Origin of the sequence: Amycolatopsis pretoriensis (assembly GCF_900107925.1) — a bacterium.
Taxonomy (GTDB): domain Bacteria; phylum Actinomycetota; class Actinomycetes; order Mycobacteriales; family Pseudonocardiaceae; genus Amycolatopsis; species Amycolatopsis pretoriensis.
Genome location: NZ_FNUJ01000003.1, coordinates 512,672 through 527,074 on the forward strand (window position 1 = coordinate 512,672; position 14,403 = coordinate 527,074).

Genomic DNA, 14,403 nt, shown 5'->3' on the forward strand with positions numbered 1-14,403 from the left:
TTCGACCCTACCGAGCCGTCCGGTCATTTCTCGGCCAGAATGATCCCGTGGTCTCGGTGCGCAGCGTGGTCGACCGGGTGGGGCCGACGCTGCTCCACGCGCTCCAGGTGCCCGACGACTCCCCTGCCGTCGCCGACGTCGTGATCGCCGAGCCCGGCGGGGCCGTGGCCGCCGGTGACCTCGTGCTCGGCGTCGCGACCACCGGGCCCGAAGACGCCGCCCAGCTGGTGAAGCAGAGCGCCGAGCAGGGCGCCGCGGCCGTGCTGCTTAAGCCGCCGCTCGCCGCGAAACCGGCCGTCAAACGCGCCGCGAAGGCCAGCGGGATCGCGCTGGTCCAGGTGCACGCCGCGACGTCGTGGGCGCAGCTGGTGTGGCTGCTGCGGACCGTCCTCGACGCGCTCGCCGACGAATCCGAGGACCTCGATCCCGGCTCCGGCGACCTGTTCCGGCTGGCCGACGCCGTCGCGTCCGTTGTGGACGCCCCGGTGACCATCGAGGACACCAACTCCCGCGTGCTCGCCTACTCCGCGCGCCAGGACTTGACCGACCCCGCGCGCGTCGCGACGATCATGGGCCGCCGCATTCCCGACGACGTCCTCGCGCGGTTCCGCTCGCGTGGCGTGTTCCGCGAGCTGTCCCGCGGCCGGCAGACGATCTTCGTCCCCGCCCAGCGCGACGGGACGCTGCCGCGCCTGATCGTGCCGATCCGGATGGGCGGCGAACTGCTCGGCTCGATGTGGGCGGTGGTCGCCGGCCCGGTGTCCGACGAGCGCGCGGCCGCCTTCGCCGACGCCGCCCCGGTCGTCGCGCTGCACTTGCTGCGCCGCCGCGCGCACACGGACGCGCAGCGCCGCGCGTCGGCCGAGCTGCTGCGCGGGGTGCTCGAAGGCCGGGCGAACCCGCGCAAGGCGATGGCCGAGCTGGACCTGTCCGACGAGCCGCACCGCGTGGTCGTCATCGAGGTCACCGGCGGCGACGGGCGCGACGCCGAGGGCCTGCGGCTCGCCCTGCTCGAACGGATTTCCCAGGGCATCGGCCACCGCCCGGTGGCGACCGAGCTGGGCGGCCTGCTCTACGCCGTGGTCCCCGACCGGCCGGGGCCCGGCGGCTGGGCGGAGCTGCGCGAGGCGTTGACGACGGCGTCGTCGCGGCGCGGCGGTGCCCCCCGAGCCGCGGCAGGCGCGCCCGGCGAAATCGGCGACCTGTCCGCGTCGCGCCTGCAGGCCGACGAAGCGCTCGGCCTGCTGCGCGCGGAACTGCTCGGCGAGCGCGTGATCACGTTCGACGAAGCCTGGACGGCGTTGACGCTGCACCGCGGCGCGACGGCGGCGGCCGGGGCGAAGGTCGCGGAACTCGGCCCGCTGAGCGCGTTGCGCGCGCACGACGAGACCGGCAAGGCCGGCTACGTCGAGACACTGTACGAGTGGCTGCGTCACCCGGGCGACCCACGCGCGGCGGCGCGGGAACTGCGGATCCACCCGAACACGCTGCGGTACCGGATGCGCAAGCTCCTCGAACTCGTCCCGATGGACCTCGACGACCCGGACGTCCGGCTGGCCCTGATCACCCAGCTGGTGGCATTGCGCTGGAGTTAGGCCGTTCGGCGTCGTATGCACTACTCCGCATGGATCGCGCCGAACGTTCCGATTGTCTTTTCCAGCCGAAAGGTGGTGGATTCCGGTGATCGCCTGACGCACCTTCTTCGCAGCACCCGGGGTAGCCGGGTCGTCGCAGAGGAGTCTCCATGAGCAGTTCGGAGCGGTTCCGCAGGGCCGTCAAGCTGGGCGCGGTGTCCGCGCTCTCCCTGGTCGCCCTGGTCGTCCCGGGCACCACGACCGGCAGTGCCGTCGCGGCGCCGTCGGGCGACTGCTTCACCCCGACCCACTCGGCCGACCGCAGCAAGGACGGTCACGCCGACAGCCTGTCCCCGGCCGAAGCGGCCCGCGTCGAGGCGGACATGCAGAGCAAACTGGCGGGCAAGCGGACGGCGCTCGCGGCCGCCGCCGTCTCGATCCCGGTGTACTTCCACGTGATCACGAGCGGCTCGACGGGCAACCTGCCGGCGTCGACGATCACCAAGCAGATTTCGGTGCTCAACAGCGCGTACGCCTCCAGCGGCTTCAGCTTCTCGCTGGTCAGCACGGACTACACGAACAACTCCACCTGGTACAACGGAATCACCGACGGCACGTCGGCCGAGCGCAACATGAAGAACGCGCTGCGCAAGGGCGGCAAGAACGCGCTGAACATCTACACCGCCAACCTCGGCGACGACCTCCTCGGCTGGGCGACGTTCCCGTGGAACTACACGTCGTCCCCGAAGCTCGACGGCGTCGTGATCCTCGACGAGTCCCTCCCGGGCCGCTCGGCGACGAACTACAACGAGGGCGACACGGCAACGCACGAGGTCGGCCACTGGATGGGTCTGTACCACACGTTCCAGGGCGGCTGTTCGGGTTCGGGCGACTACGTGTCGGACACCCCGGCGGAGGCAACGGCGACATCGGGCTGCCCGGCGAGCAAGAACACCTGCTCGGCGGCGGGCAACGACCCGGTGCACAACTTCATGGACTACAGCTACGACTCCTGCATGTACGAGTTCACCGCGGGCCAGGCCACCCGGATGAACAGCTCTTGGTCGGCCTACCGCGCCTGACGTCGTCCGGTGAAGGGCACCCTCGTCGTCAGAGGTGCCCTTCACCGCGTTCAGGCCACCAGCAACGTCTTGCCCACCGTGGCGCGGGATTCGATCGCCGCGTGGGCGTCCGCCGCCTTCTCCAACGGGAACCGCTGGCCGATCACCGGGACCAACCGCCCCGCCGCCGCCTCCGCCAACGCCGACTCCGTGAGCCCCCGCATGTCCGCCGGGCTCCCGATCGACCGCACCAGCGCGACTCCCCGCGCCTCGGCGTCCACTTCGGACACTTCCGTCCACGAACCGCCTGCCAGGCCGTAGATCGCCATCCGGCCGCCGGGCCGCAGCAGCCCGAACGCCGTCGCGCCGATCGACCCGCCCACGCCGTCGAACACGACGTCCACTTCGCCGACACGCGAAGCCCAGTCCGGCGCCAGGTAGTCGACCACCGAATCGGCGCCGAGCACCGATGCCACCTTCGCCGGCCCGCCCGCCGCGCCGATCACGAGCGCGCCCGCCGCTCGAGCCAGCTGCACCAGCAAGCCTCCGACGCCGCCCGCCGCCGCCTCAACCAGGACACGATCGCCCGGGCGCACCCTGGTGGCATGCACCAAGCCGGTCGCGGTGCGGCCGTCCGCGAGCAGCGCCACCGCCGCGTCGAGGTCCAGCGCGGACGGCACCGGGAACACCGCCGCCGCGTCCACCGCCACGCGCTGGGCGTACCCGCCGGAGCCGCCGGTCGACGTCACCACCCGCTGCCCCGCCAAACCCGGGTCCACGCCCTCACCGATCGCGCTGATCACGCCGCCGACGCCGTTGCCCGGGATCAGCGGCGGCTCCGCGCGGAACGGCCCCGGCGCCCCCGCCCGGAACTGCGTCTCGACGAACGTCGTGTTCGCGTACGCCACTTCGACCAGCACCTGACCGGGCCCGGCGACCGGGTCGGGCGCGTCTCCCGGGACCAGCACCTCCGGCCCGCCGAACTCCCGCAACCACACAGCTCTCATGCGGCCACGCTGCAACCTCCAGTGAGGTCGAAGTCAACGCACTTGTCCGCCGGGCACCACGAAACCGGCGAAGAAATGTCCGCTCAGCACGATGACACCGCCGTCCGGGTGGTTCACCGTGAGTGGCAACACCGCCTTGCATCCGGACGCAGACCGACCCAGGAGGCCGACCGTGCGTATCGCCGTTCCCCGTGAAATCAAGAAGCACGAGTACCGGGTCGCGCTGACCCCGGCCGGGGTGCACGAGCTGGTCGGCCGCGGGCACGACGTCTTCGTCGAGACGGGCGCGGGCGTCGGTTCGTCCATCACCGACGAGGAGTACGTCGCCGCCGGCGCCAAGATCCTCGCCACCGCCGACGAGACGTGGGCCGAGGGCGAGCTCGTCCTCAAGGTCAAGGAGCCGATCGCCGAGGAGTACCCCCGGCTGCGCGCCGACCAGGTGCTCTTCACCTACCTGCACATCGCCGCCGACCGCCCGCTGACCGACGCGCTGCTGGCCGCCGGCACCACCGCGATCGCGTACGAGACGGTGCAGACCGCGAACGGCGCGCTCCCGCTGCTCGCCCCGATGTCCGAGGTCGCGGGCCGGCTGGCCCCGCAGGTCGGCGCGTTCTCGCTGATGAAGCCGAGTGGCGGCCGCGGTGTCCTGCCCGGCGGCATCCCCGGCGTGCACCCGGCGCGCGTCGTCGTGATCGGCGGCGGCGTCGCCGGCCTGAACGCCGCCCGCGTCGCGCTGGGCCTCGGCTCAGGCGTCGAGATCCTGGACACGAACGTCGACCGCCTCCGCCAGATCGACAACGACTTCGGCGGCCGCATCCGCACGGTAACGTCGAACCGGCTGTCGGTCGAGGAGGCGGTGCTGCAGGCCGACCTGGTCATCGGCGCGGTGCTGGTCCCGGGCGCGAAGGCGCCGAAGCTGGTCTCGAACGAGCTCGTCGCCCGCATGAAGCCGGGCAGCGTGCTCGTCGACATCGCGATCGACCAGGGCGGCTGCTTCGCCGACTCGCGCCCGACCACGCACGACGACCCGACCTACACCGTGCACGAGTCCGTCTTCTACTGCGTCGCGAACATGCCGGGCGCGGTGCCCCGGACGTCGACCTACGGCCTCACCAACGTCACGCTGCCTTACGCCGTACAACTCGCCGAGCACGGCTGGAAGGCCGCGCTGCAGGCCGACGCGGCGCTGGCGAAGGGCCTCAACACCCACGCGGGCGCGCTGACGAACGGCCCGGTCGCGGTCGCCCACGACCTGCCCCACACGGCGCTGGAGACGGTGCTCGCCTGAGCTATCCCACCCGAGCGGGCCCCTGTCGTTCTTCGGCAGGGGCCCGCTCCCCTTTTGCCGACAGCCGCCGTCCGAACGCGATCGCGGGCAGCTCGACCCACTTGCGCAGCGCGCACGCGAAGAGCAGCGCGACAGCGGACGTTGCCGCGGCCTTCGCCAGACCGGTCGGGAACAGCAGCCCGGTCACGCCCGCCGCGCCCGTCTGCGCGAGGTAGAGCGCATACGACCTATCACCGATAAAGGCGAGTGGCCGGCTCGAGAGCAAACGCTGTATCGGGCCCTGTCCGAGCACGGCGACGAGCAGCAGCGCCGCACCCACCGCGTAGATCGGCACGACGAACTGCCAGTTCCCGCCGAGCGCCTGTCCGAGCGGCTTGACCGACAGCTGCAGGGCGACGAACCCCAACGCGACCAGCACCGCCGCGGCCGGGCTGGTCAGCGGCCGCAGCACCGCGAACCCGCGCGGGTGGTGCAGGGCCAGCGCCAGCAGGCAGCCGACGACCAGCGAGCCGTAGTGCACGGTCAGGCTCGCCCACTGGTGCGCGGGCGCCAGCGGCAGCACACCGAGCACGACACCGATCGCACCCGCGCCGATCAGCACCCGCAGCGCGGTCTTGCCGGACTTCGCGAACGACGTCAGCACGAGCAGCGCGGGCCAGACGAGGTAGAACTTCTCCTCCACGCCGAGTGACCACGATGTGGGATACGGTGTATTGAAGTCGACGACCTCGTTGAAGAACGTCAGGTAGTACGGCATCGCGTCGGCGAGCCGGCTGCTCTGGTAGGTCCCGGCGAGCGTGACCGCCAACGCTGTAAGGCCGAGCAGCAGGAAGTACACCGGCATGATCCGGAAGACGCGCCGGACGTAGAAGTCGCGCAGCGAGATCCGCCCGGTGCGGTCCTCTTCGCGCAACGCCAGTGTGGTGATGAGGAACCCCGACAGCACGTAGAACAGCTGGACGGCGATCCAGCCCTGCACTCTATCGGTGATAGGGCCGCCGTAGTGGAAGAACACGACGGCCAGTGCGGCGAGCCCGCGCAGGCCGGTCAGGCCGGGGAACCAGGACGACGACCGGTATGCGGCGTGGTCGAGCGGCCGCCAGGAGATGATCATGCGCGCAGCGTCGATCCCGGACGCTGAACCGGGCCTGAAGCCGGCTTAAGACGTCTTCAGCTCCGGCAGCCGGACGACGAACCGGCTCCCGGCTTCGACCGCGGCCGTGCCGCCGTGGGCTCGGGCGATGTCGGCGACGATCGCCAGGCCCAGGCCCGATCCGCCGTCGTCGCGGGCGCGGGCGTCGTCGAGGCGGACGAACCGGTCGAAGACGCGCTCGCGGTCCGCTTCGGGGACGCCGGGGCCGTCGTCGGTGACCGAGAGCACAGCCCAGCCGTCCACAGCGGACACCTCGACCGCCACCCGCGACACCGCGTGCCGTTGAGCGTTGTCGACGAGGTTGCGGACGAGCCGTTCGAGCCGAGACCGGTGGCCGTGCACGACGGGCGTCCCGCGCACGTCGACGTCGACAGCACGCCCCGCCACGGCCGCCTCGACCACTTCGGACAGTGCCACGGGCTCGAGACGATCGGGTCCGGCGTGGTCGAGCTTGCCGAGCAGCACGAGGTCGGCGACGAGGTCCTGCAGCCGGGTGACATCGAGCAGCGCGTTGTCGCAGGCGTGGCGCCAGTCCAGACGATCGGGATGAGCCAGCAGCACTTCGAGCTGCGTCCGCAGCGAAGCGAGCGGAGTGCGCAGTTCGTGCGAAGCATCAGAGGTGAACCGGCTCTGCCGCGTGACGGCCTCGTCGAGCCGCGCGAGCATGGTGTTCATGGTCCCGGCGAGCCGCGCGATCTCATCGCCGGTGCGCGGGTCCGGAACGCGCCGGCTCAGATCGTGAGCGCCGATCTCGGCAACCTCACCACGAATGGCTTCGACCGGCCGCAGCGCCCGCCGGACGGCAAGCCAGGCGATGACACCGATGAGCAGAGCGACAACAGGTACGCCCACGGTGAGCACGGCACGAACGGAATCGACCGCCGCCTGCCCCTCGGTGTCGATGGCGGCGCCGGCGTAGATGTCGTACTTGCTGTCTCCGCTGTTCGCGTGGACGACGTGCAGGACGAGGTCGTCGTCGAGGCCGCGCAGTTCCGGCGCGCAGCCGACGGATTCCGGCGCGGACCGGTCGTATTCGTACGGCCGAAGAGTGACCGTGGTGTCGTAGCTGCCCAGCGTCGCGTCGCGCAGAAGCGGGCACGACACGACCGACGCGTCCCTGCGGCCGCGGACCTCGTAGATCGAGTCGCGAACCAGCAGCGCGAGATCGGCAGGCCGGGCACCGGTGTTGAGCAGCTGGACGATGGCGTCGGCGTGAGCGCCGGCGAGCTGCGTGGCGGCGTTCTCGAGCCGGTTCTGAGCCTGGAGAACGAACCAGACGGACACAGCGCCGAGCGCAACGAGCGAAGCGGCGAAGGCGGTAGCCGCAACGCGAAAGCGAGTGGTGCGCAGGAAGTCAGCCACCCGCCGACACCACGTGATAACCGGCCCCACGAACGGTCCGAATGGTCTCAACACCGAACGGAACATCGATCTTACGCCGTAAGGCACTGACATGGACCTCAACGAGGTTGGCGGTGGCAGAGGCGGCGAAGTCCCAGAGGTTGTCCAGCAGCTCAGCCTTGGTAACCACCTGCCCGGGCCGTTGCATGAGGTAGGCGAGAAGAGCGAACTCCTTGCCGGTGAGGGCAATCTCGGCAGCCCCGCGCCGACAGGCCCGGGCAGCCTGGTCGAGTTCGAGGTCACCCAGTTTGAGGACCCCCGGCCGGGTGGCCCCACCACGCCGAATGAGCGCGCGAAGCCGCGAAAGCAGGACCCCATAGGAGAAGGGCTTGGGCAGGAAGTCATCGGCCCCGGTATCAAGAGCCTCGATCTCATCATCCTCACCATCCTTGGCGGTAAGCATGAGGATGGGGGTGGAGTCCCCAAGCTCCCGAAGCCGCCGGCAGACGCGATACCCGTTGAGCCCGGGCAACATGATGTCGAGAACGATGGCGGAGTAAGGATGCTCCCGGGCAAGCCACAGAGCATCCCGCCCGTTGTGGGCAACATCAACGGCATAGCCCTCAGCACTGAGCCCGGCCCGCAGAGCCTCGGCAAGCCGCCGTTCATCTTCAACAAGCAAGATCCGCACGCAGCAAAGATGCCACAAGAAGCCCAACCAGCCTGGCGAACCGGCACCGGCCACCCCGAGAAGCCGCGAGAGAGGCACCGTGGGGGGTCCGGGGGGCTCGGCCCCCCGGGTGAAACGGGATGAGTCGAGCGAGGGGCGAAGCCCGAAGCAGAGACGAAGGGGCGACCCGCTCAACCAGCCTGGGGGTCACTGGGAGCGGGCCGCCGATACCTAGCTTAGAGGTGTCGGGCGGTCTTCGCTGCACCGGGTCGGCAAGTCGCACGAATTCTTTACCAAGTTGATCTGAGCGGCCTGGGAAATCCTCAGGTCAGGACGTCGATGCCGGGGCGGGGTGGTAGCGGAACGTGACGAAGGTCGCTCGCGGTGGGTTCGGGCGTTCCGTGCGCGCGGGTCGCGCGGGTAGGGCAGGATGACGCCGCATCAGCGGGAACGTTAGGGGACGGTATGCACGACGGCAGTGGCCGGATTGTGGTGCAGAACCTGAGCAAGCAGTTCGGCGCGGTGAACGCGGTGCAGAACCTCAGTTTCACGGTCGAGCCGGGTTCGGTGACGGGTTTTCTGGGTCCGAACGGTGCCGGGAAGACGACGACGTTGCGGATGTTGCTCGGGTTGGTGACGCCGACGGCGGGGCAGGCGACGATCAACGGTCGTCCGCACTCGCAGCTGGGGAATCCGGCGCGGGTGGTGGGTTCGGTGCTGGAGAACGAGGGTTTCCACCCGAGCCGGACGGCGCGCAACCACTTGCGGGTGTACGCGGCGGCGATCGGGGTGCCGGATCGGCGGGCGGACGAGGTGCTCGGTCTGGTCGGGTTGGGGAGTGCCGCGGACCGGAAGGCGGGCGGGTTCTCGCTGGGCATGCGGCAGCGGCTGGCGCTGGCGACGGCGTTGCTGGGTGATCCGCAGGTGCTGGTGCTGGACGAGCCGACGAACGGCTTGGACCCCGAAGGCATCCTGTGGTTGCGGAACTTCCTGCGCTCGTACGCGCGGGAGCAGCGCCGGACGGTGCTGGTGTCGAGCCACCTGCTCAACGAGGTCGAGCAGCTGATCGACCAGGTCGTCATCATCAGCCAGGGCGTCACGCGCTACTACGGCTCGCTGGACCAGCTGCGCAAGAGCCAGCAGTCGCGGGTGCTGGTGCAGCCGGCGGATCCGGGCGCGCTCGTGAAAGCGTTGCAGGAGAACGGCATCACCGCTGTCTCGCCGACACCGGACGGCCGGGTCGCGGTCGCCGGGTCCAGCGTCCAGCAGATCGGCGACCTCGCCGCGAAGGCCGGGATCGCCGTCTACGGGATGCAGGAGGACCACGCCGATCTGGAGCGGATGTTCTTCCAGCTGACGCAGGGCCAGTTCGCCGGTGGGCCGGGTCAGCAGCCGCAGCCGCAGTACCAGGGTCCGCCGCCGGGGTACCCGCCGTCCGGGCCGCAACAGCAGCAGCACTGGGGAGGACCGCAGCGGTGATGGGCAACCTGATCAAGGCGGAGTTCCGCAAGACGCTCTCGCTGAAGACGTGGTGGGTGCTGCTGATCCCGCTGGCGCTGGTGGCGTTCTGGCTGACGTTCGCGTGGGGCAAGATCACCAACGACTTCGCGGACTTCCTGAGCAGCGACAGCGACGCGCGGCAGGTCACCCGGCTGATCGGCCTGGACCCGGGCAGCGTGCCGGTGGGGCTGCTCGCGCTGGCGCACGGCGTGAACATCGCGCAGCTGGTGCCCGGGCTGTTCGGGATCTTCGCGCTGGCGGGCGAGTACCGCAGCAAGACGATCACGACGACGTTCCTGACCGCGCCGAACCGGATCTCGGCGCTGACGGCGAAGATGCTCACCTACGTCGCGTGGGGCGCCATCTACGGGCTGGTCAGCTTCGGTGTCTCGGCGATCGCCGTGATGTCGTCGGTCGACTCGGGCCGCTGGCCGTCGGCGGGCCAGTGGCTGGCCGCGCTCGGCGGGACGGTGCTGGCCGCGGTGCTGGTGACGTTGTTCGGCATCGGGTTCGGCGCGGTGCTGCGGAACGTGCCGCTGGCGGTGGTGCTGTTCCTGGTGTGGTTCCTGATCATCGAAAACGTGCTGGTGATCCTGCTGTGGGGCCAGACGACCCTGCTGGGCGGGATCCTGCCGAACGGCACCGCGAACGGGATCGTCGGCGGGATCGCGGCGGACGCGTTCGGGTTCAACTCGCTGAACCTGCCCGACGACGTCAACTCGGGTGCGCAGCTGCTGCTGCAGTACACGGCCGCGGCGCCCGGCGTGCTCTCGTGGTGGGCGTCGGCGTTGATCTTCTTCGCCTGGACGATGGCCTTCTTCGGCCTGGGCTGGGCGGGCAACCAGAAGCGCGACATCACGTAGTTCACTCGTCCGTGAAGGCCGTCTCGATGTCTTCGAGACGGCCTTCACGGCTTTCCGGGAAATATTTTGTCGGTGGTGGCGCTTAGTGTTGCAACGTGACCACCGCTCCGCCCCGCTCCCGTCAAGAGCTCCCGCCCGTTGAGACCGTCGGCTGGGTCCGCCGGCTGTTCGCCGCGGCCTGGGAGCACCGCGCCATCGTCGTGCTGTCGCTGCTCGCCGCCGTGTTCAGCGTCGGTGTGCAGGCCGCGAGCCCGCTGCTGGTGCGCTCGGCGGTGGACGACGCCGTGGCGGGGCGCACGGGCGCGCTGCCCGGGATCGCCGTCTTCCTGGTGGCGCTGCAGCTGGTCGCGTTCGGCACCGCGTTCCTGCGGCGGTACTTCGGCGGCAAGCTCGCCCTCGACGTCCAGCACGACCTGCGCCAGCGCGTCTTCAACGCGGTCTCGCGCCTCGACGGCGGCAAGCAGGACGCGTTGCGCACCGGCCAGGTCGTCTCGCGCGCGATCTCCGACCTGCAGCTGGTCGTCGGGATCCTCATGCAGATCCCGCTGTCGTTCGGTTCGGTGATCTTCGCGGTGCTGTCGTTCGCGGCGATGCTGTGGATGTCGCCGGTGCTGACGCTGATCGCGCTGGTCGTCACGCCCGCGGTCGGCATCGTCATCGCCCGCAGCCGCAAGCGCCTCTTCCCGGCGACGTGGTCGGCGCAGCAGCGCGCGGCGGACGTCGCGCAGCAGGTCGAGGAGACCGTCACCGGCGTCCGCGTGGTCAAGGGCTTCGGCCAGGAGGCGCGGGAGGTCTCGAAGCTCGAAGGCACCGCGCGCAAGCTGTTCGCGGAGCGGCTTCGCGCGGCGAAGCTGTCGGCGGTGCCGACGGCGACGACCGCGGCCCTGCCCGCCGCCGGCCAGGTCGCCGTGCTCGGCATCGGCGGCGTCCTCGCGCTGAACGGCTCCATCACGCTCGGCACCTTCCTCGCCTTCGCGACCTACCTCGCGACGCTGATCGGCCCGGCCCGGATGCTGTCCGGCCTGGTCGTGCAGGCCCAGCTGACCCGCGCGGGCGCCGAGCGCGTCTACGAGCTGATCGACGCGCAACCGGAGGTCGTCGATTCCCCCGACGCGCGGCCGCTGCCGTCCGGGGCGCTCGGCGTCGAACTCGACGACGTCCGGTTCGGCTACACGCGCACCGAACCGGTGCTGGCCGGTCTCTCGGTCACCGCGAACCCGGGCGAGACCCTCGCGCTGGTCGGCACCGCGGGGTCCGGGAAGTCGACGATTTCCCTGCTGCTGCCCCGGTTCTACGACGTGCACGCGGGCTCGGTGCGGGTCGGCGGCCTCGACGTCCGGGACGTGCCGCTGCGGCAGCTGCGGCAGGCGATCGGGGTCGTGTTCGAGGAGGCGTTCCTCTTCTCCTCGTCGATCCGGGACAACATCGCCTACGGCCGCCCGGACGCGAGCGAGGAGGAGATCGTCGCGGCGGCGCGCGCGGCGGAAGCCGACGAGTTCATCCGCGCCCTGCCGGAGGGCTACGACACGCTGGTCGGCGAGCGCGGCCTCACGTTGTCGGGCGGCCAGCGGCAGCGGCTCGGGCTGGCCCGCGCGCTGATCACCGACCCGCGCATCCTGATCCTCGACGACGCGACGTCGGCCATCGACACCGTCACCGAGGCGGCGATCCACGACACCCTGCGCTCGGTCACCGCGAGCCGCACGACGCTGTTGATCGCGCACCGGCGCTCGACGCTGGCGCTGGCCGACCGGATCGCGGTGCTGGACGAGGGCCGCGTCGTCGATGTCGGCACCGAAGCCGAGCTGATGGCGCGTTGCCCGCTGTTCCGCGAACTGGTCGCGGGCCCGGGCGACGACGTCGAGGAGAAGCACCGCTGCGAGGGCCTCGACTGCGGCCAGGACGGGATCACCCCGGCGCTGTGGCCGCGGGACGAGAACCGCGACGACGTCGACGACCTGGCCGACGCGGCGCGCCAACGCAGCGGCGACCCGAACAGCAGCGGGTTCGTCGGCGGGGGCGCCGGCCTCGACGTGCCGCCGACACCGGAGCTGATCGAAGGCGTGCGCAAGCTGCCCGCGGCGGCCGACGAGCCGCGACTGTCCGATGTGGACGTCACCGCGCCCGACCCTTCCTTCCGCCTGACCCGGCTCCTGCGGCCGGTCCGCTGGCCGCTCACGCTGGTCATCGGGCTGGTGGCGGCGGACGCGCTGGCGTCGATCGCGCTGCCGGGGCTGTACCAGTTCGGCGTCGACCACGGTGTCCGCGCCGGCGTCGAATGGATGATCTGGCTCGCCGCCGGGATCGGCGCGCTGGTGATCGCGGCCGACTGGCTGGTCGTGTTCGCGCAGACGCGGCTGACCTCGCGGGTCGGCGAGACGGTGCTGTACGCGCTGCGCGTCCGCAGTTACGCGCACCTGCAGCGGCTCGGGCTCGACTACTACGAGCGGGAGCTGTCCGGGAAGATCATGACCCGGATGACGACGGACGTCGACGCGCTCTCGACGTTCCTGCAGACCGGGCTCGCGACCGCCGTGGTCAGCGCGCTGACGCTGGCCGGCATCACGGCGGCGCTGCTGGTCACCGACGCCGGGCTGGCGCTGTTCGCGCTGGCCATGGTGCCGGTGCTGGCGGTGGCCACGGTGATCTTCCGGCGCGCGGCGTCGAAGGCGTACAACGAGGCCCGCGAGCGGGTCAGCGTCGTCAACGCGGACATGCAGGAGAACGTCAGCGGGCTGCGCGTCGCCCAGGCGTACACGCGCGAAGACCGCTCCGCGGCGGCGTTCGCTTCGCGCAGCGACGACTACCGGCGCTCGCGGCTGCGGGCGCAGCGGTACGTGGCCACGTACTTCCCGCTGGTGGCACTGCTGTCCGACCTGGCGACCACGACGGTGCTGGTCGCGGGCGCGAACCGCGTCTCGGCGGGGACGCTGTCGGCCGGCGTGCTGCTCGCGTTCCTGCTGTACCTGCAGCAGTTCTTCTCGCCGATCCAGCAGCTGTCGTCGGTGTTCGACGGGTACCAGCAGGCGCGTGTCGGCCTTAACCGGATCGGCGACCTGCTGCGGACGCCGACGTCGGTGCCGGCGGCGGAGAACGCCGTCGCGGTGCCTGAGCGGCTGCGCGGCGAGGTGTCGTTCAAGGAGGTCGACTTCGCCTACGCCGGCACGGACGCGCCGGCGCTGGCGGAGTTCTCGCTGGACGTGGCGGCCGGCGAGACGATCGCGCTGGTCGGCGCGACGGGCGCGGGCAAGTCGACGGCGGTGAAGCTGGTGGCGCGCTACTACGACGTCACGGGCGGCGAGGTCCGGATCGACGGCACGGACGTCCGCGAGTACGAGCTCGCGGGGCTGCGCCGCCGGATGGGCGTGGTGCCGCAGGAGGCGCACCTGTTCTCGGGCACGGTGGCGGACAACGTCCGCTACGGCCGTCCGGCGGCATCGGACGCGGAGGTCGAGGCGGCGGTCCGCGCGGTGGGCGCGTTCGACGGGGTGGCGGCCCTCCCGGCGGGCTTCCTGCAACCGGTGGGCGAGCGCGGCCGCTCGCTGTCGGCGGGCCAGCGCCAGCTGGTCGCGCTGGCGAGGGCGGAGCTGGTGGACCCGGACGTACTGCTGCTGGACGAGGCAACGGCGGCGCTGGACCCCTCGACGGAGGCGGCGGTCCTGCGGGCCACGGAGACGGTCGCTCGCCGCCGCACGACGTTCGTGGTGGCCCACCGCCTGGCGACGGCGGCGAGGGCGGACCGGATCGTGGTCCTGGACCACGGCCGCATCGCGGAGACGGGAACGCACGAGGAGCTGCTGGCGGCGAAGGGCCTGTACGCGCGGCTGTGGGCGCTGGGCTGAGGCCGACTGGGGCAGCCGGGAGCAGGTGCCCGAGAACCGCTCCCGTCGCTGCAAAGCCCCTTCCGCGCCGCTCACCAGCGCGCCGACCGCCCGGCTGAACGCCG

At 71.2% G+C, this 14,403-nt stretch carries 10 protein-coding genes; 6 read left to right on the forward strand and 4 right to left on the reverse strand.

The features are described from left to right. The first annotated feature begins 47 nt into the window (after positions 1-47). Together BLV96_RS14890 and BLV96_RS14895 are read left to right on the forward strand one after the other, a co-directional pair. Positions 48-1,595, forward strand: coding sequence for a PucR family transcriptional regulator (locus tag BLV96_RS14890; protein ID WP_086670497.1), 1,548 nt, complete (start codon positions 48-50; stop codon positions 1,593-1,595). 149 nt (positions 1,596-1,744) lie between these two features. Continuing rightward, on the forward strand, positions 1,745-2,656 hold the full coding sequence (locus tag BLV96_RS14895) for a zinc metalloprotease (protein ID WP_086670499.1): 912 nt from the start codon (positions 1,745-1,747) through the stop codon (positions 2,654-2,656). 50 nt (positions 2,657-2,706) lie between these two features. On the opposite strand, the gene BLV96_RS14900 is transcribed toward BLV96_RS14895, so the two are convergent. After that, on the reverse strand, positions 2,707-3,642 hold the full coding sequence (locus BLV96_RS14900) for a zinc-binding dehydrogenase (RefSeq protein WP_086670501.1): 936 nt from the start codon (positions 3,640-3,642) through the stop codon (positions 2,707-2,709). A 172-nt stretch (positions 3,643-3,814) separates the two neighbouring features. Between BLV96_RS14900 and ald the strand changes: the two genes are divergently transcribed. Further along, on the forward strand, positions 3,815-4,930 hold the full coding sequence (gene ald, locus BLV96_RS14905) for an alanine dehydrogenase (protein ID WP_086670502.1): 1,116 nt from the start codon (positions 3,815-3,817) through the stop codon (positions 4,928-4,930). Position 4,931: 1 nt separating this feature from the next. On the opposite strand, the gene BLV96_RS14910 is transcribed toward ald, so the two are convergent. The 3 genes from BLV96_RS14910 to BLV96_RS14920 form a co-directional block, all read right to left on the reverse strand. Then, a complete protein-coding gene (locus BLV96_RS14910; RefSeq protein ID WP_086670504.1) occupies positions 4,932-6,044 on the reverse strand; it encodes an acyltransferase family protein in 1,113 nt (370 codons plus the stop codon). A gap of 45 nt (positions 6,045-6,089) precedes the next feature. Next, complete coding sequence (locus BLV96_RS14915; protein ID WP_167379602.1) at positions 6,090-7,367, reverse strand: sensor histidine kinase; 1,278 nt, start codon at positions 7,365-7,367, stop codon at positions 6,090-6,092. 70 nt (positions 7,368-7,437) lie between these two features. Beyond that, complete coding sequence (locus tag BLV96_RS14920; protein WP_086670506.1) at positions 7,438-8,115, reverse strand: response regulator transcription factor; 678 nt, start codon at positions 8,113-8,115, stop codon at positions 7,438-7,440. Between the two features lie 444 nt (positions 8,116-8,559). Here BLV96_RS14920 and BLV96_RS14925 point away from each other — a divergent pair, with 444 nt between their 5' ends. The 3 genes from BLV96_RS14925 (at position 8,560) to BLV96_RS14935 (ending at position 14,299) form a co-directional block, all read left to right on the forward strand. Beyond that, positions 8,560-9,573 carry an ABC transporter ATP-binding protein gene (locus tag BLV96_RS14925; RefSeq protein ID WP_086670508.1) on the forward strand — a complete coding sequence of 338 codons (1,014 nt, stop codon included), beginning with the start codon at positions 8,560-8,562 and terminating at the stop codon, positions 9,571-9,573. Beyond that, a complete protein-coding gene (locus BLV96_RS14930; RefSeq protein ID WP_086670510.1) occupies positions 9,573-10,457 on the forward strand; it encodes an ABC transporter permease subunit in 885 nt (294 codons plus the stop codon). The genes BLV96_RS14925 and BLV96_RS14930 overlap by 1 nt, the downstream gene beginning before the upstream one ends. A gap of 95 nt (positions 10,458-10,552) precedes the next feature. After that, on the forward strand, positions 10,553-14,299 hold the full coding sequence (locus BLV96_RS14935; RefSeq protein ID WP_086670512.1) for an ABC transporter ATP-binding protein: 3,747 nt from the start codon (positions 10,553-10,555) through the stop codon (positions 14,297-14,299). Positions 14,300-14,403: the final 104 nt, after the last annotated feature.